The organism is Enterobacter cloacae complex sp. I1M (assembly GCF_014982425.1).
Classification (GTDB): Bacteria; Pseudomonadota; Gammaproteobacteria; order Enterobacterales; family Enterobacteriaceae; genus Enterobacter; species Enterobacter intestinihominis.
Window position 1 is genome coordinate 1 of sequence record NZ_JADCLG010000054.1, and the last position, 3018, is coordinate 3018.

At 49.5% G+C, this 3018-nt stretch carries 1 protein-coding gene; it reads right to left on the reverse strand.

Translation table 11 applies throughout. From position 1 onward, the window contains the following. Positions 1–2858: type I restriction endonuclease subunit R (locus tag INF86_RS22040; protein WP_193543927.1), on the reverse strand; the 2858-nt coding region annotated here is incomplete at its 3' end. Positions 2859–3018: the final 160 nt, after the last annotated feature.

Genomic DNA, 3018 nt, shown 5'->3' on the forward strand with positions numbered 1-3018 from the left:
ACCCGAGCTCGCACGCTTTTGCGTTCCAGAATCTTCGGCGTCCAGGTTAGCGTTTCTGCCACTTCATCCTCTCGCGGCATCACGTCGGTAAAGAGGTAGTTATCCAGTAAGCCGGTCAGTTTGATCGAATCGAGTCGCTCTTCGCTGCACAGGGTCGCCAGCGCCTTACCTTTTTCCTGTTCAACATAGGCTCCAAACACCTGAGTGATATCTTCGTCATGCGAGGCATGCAGCAGACTTTTTTCAATAAAGTTATCGATAAGCTCACGTTTACTGCGCAGCGTCACGTCGCTGTCGACAATATCCATGATCTTTTTCTTCTGCTCCTGCTGCTCTTTTGGCGGCATCGCCTGAATGCCCGCCAGCAGACGCAGGATGTAGCCGACGTTAATTTCGTCGCGATGAATCAGCGAAACTTCAAAATCCACGTCATCAAGAATCGAGACTTTCTCTTTGCTGGAGTGCTTTTTCACCTTGTCGTGGATATCGAGGTATTTACTGGTGAAATCCGCCAGCGTTTGGTCCGACAGTGGTTTCGCCGCATCGTCAAAGTCGGCAAAGCTTTCGAGGATGTTTTTCAAACGCATTACATCGCGGAACGCCGTTACAAACGCCAGCTGTGCCTCTTCATCTGGTAAATCGTCTACGCTTTCCACATCTGGCGTCAGCGTTAACAGGCGATCGACAGCGTCCTGATAATCCCCGAAGTACTCGTCAAAAGGCTTCACCAGCACCGTAGAAGAGGCATCTTTGTTCGAGAACAGGGCAATTGCATCGTCGGTCGCTTTCTTCAGATTACGGAAGCAGACAATGTTCCCGTGGCTTTTCTTTTCGTTAAGAATGCGGTTGGTGCGGGAAAATGCCTGTACCAGGCCGTGAAAACGCAGGTTTTTATCAACATACAGCGTGTTCAGCGCCGGGCTGTCGAAGCCGGTGAGGAACATATTCACCACCAGCAGAATATCGATGCCTTTCTCTTTGGTGCGCTGGGCGATATTTTTGTAGTAATCGTAAAAGCTCTTTGAATCACTGGCGGAATAACTGGTGCCATACAGCTCGTTATAATCCTTGATAAAACTATCCAGATGATCGCGACTCGAGGTATCAACTTTCGCGCCCTGCGGCAGGCTAATATCCTCTTCATCCAGCAGACCGTTTACCGCCTCTTTATCACTTTTGTCCGCTTCGTTGGCGGCATAAGTGAAGATGGTGGCAATTTTTAATGGCTTGTAGTTGGCATCCGCCGCCTGCAGTACGGCCTGCTTTTCTTTAAAGAGTTTGTAGTAGGTGATCAGCATATCGACTGACCCGACGCAGAACATCGCGGTGAACTCGCGATTGCGAGTCTTGGCGTTATGATGGGCAAGGATATAGTCGGTGACTTTGCCTAACCGGATATCGCTTTCCATCACCTCTTTGGTGTCGATATCTTCCACATCGATATCGATCTCATTGCTGCTCTCTTTGCGTTTGTAAGTGCCGACATATTCCACGGCAAAGCGCAGAACGTTTTCATCGCGGATGGCGTCGACAATCACGTATTTATGCAGGCATTTATCGAACAACAACTCGGTGGTCTGTTTGACCCCATTGGTGATATTGACGTTATCGGCAAAGATTGGCGTCCCGGTAAAACCAAACAGCTGAGCATTCTCGAAGAAATTCACGATCGCTTTATGCGTATCACCGAACTGACTGCGATGGCATTCATCAAAGATAAAGACAATGCGCTCTTTGCGCAGGTGTGCGAGCTGTGCTTTATACCCTTCATGGGTGATAGCGTTATTCAGTTTCTGAATAGTAGTCAGCGTAAGTTTGGTGCTGCTTTGCTTGAGATGTTTTATCAGCGTACCGGTGTTGTTGGTGGTGTCCACGCTGTCTTTCGCAAAGCCGTTGAACTCTTTCGCCGTCTGATAATCCAGATCCCGGCGATCGACCACAAAAATAACCCGATCCACTTCCGGCATCTCCATGATCACCTGGCTGGCTTTGAACGAGGTCAGCGTTTTACCTGAGCCGGTGGTATGCCAGATATAGCCGTTCTCCGGCCGTCCCTGCTTGTGGAGATTGTCCTTCACATGGCGGATCATCGCCTCACAGGCGTAAAACTGATAGGGGCGCATCACCATCAGGCACTTACGGGTTTCGTTTAGCACCGTGTAGTGGGTGATCATTTTGGCGATGTGACAGACTTTCAGAAATGCGTCGGTGAATTTCTCCAGCGCTTTGAGCGGATTATTCTTTTCATCGGTCCAGAAGAAGGTCTGTTCGAAGTGGTTAGCGCGATTGTTGGCGTAGTATTTGGTGTCCACGCCGTTGCTGATAATAAAGATCTGCACATACTGGAACAGGCCGCTGCCGACCCAGAAGGCATCCCGATGGTAGCGATCGATCTGGTTAAATGCCTCTTTCAGCCCCAGGCCGCGTCGCTTAAGCTCGATCTGCACCAGCGGCAGGCCGTTGATCAGCAGCGTGACGTCGAAGCGGGTTTTACGCGTATTTTGCTCGGCATTGAACTGCTTCACCTGGCTCGTTACCTGAAACTCGTTCTGGCACCACTCTTCTTTATTGATAAAGCTGAGCCACTTCTCGGTGCCGTCATCACGCAATAGCTGGTAGCGATCGCGCAGGATCTTTGCGCGATCGATGACCTCATTGCCTTTTGTCAGGTGCAAGAAAATACGGTTAAATTCGCTATCCGTGAGGGGGACAGATTCCAGTCGGTTATGGATTTCAATCTGCTTGCGCAGGTTGGCTTTCATACTGGATTCATCGGTAACATTCACCCGTTCATAGTGCATGCCTACCAGCTGTTCCACCAACTGCGTTTCTAACTCGTATTCGCTTTGCGTTGCCATCAGTGTGTAGTGCCTTTAGTTATTGTACAGGCCCGGACTAAGCCGGGCCGGATGATATTTATACAAACATTTGCTGGAGCAGACCCTGCTTCCAGGATTTTAACTTGTCCAGTTCTGCTTTTTTTACGGCGATTTTATCGTCTAGAGCAGAGAGATAATC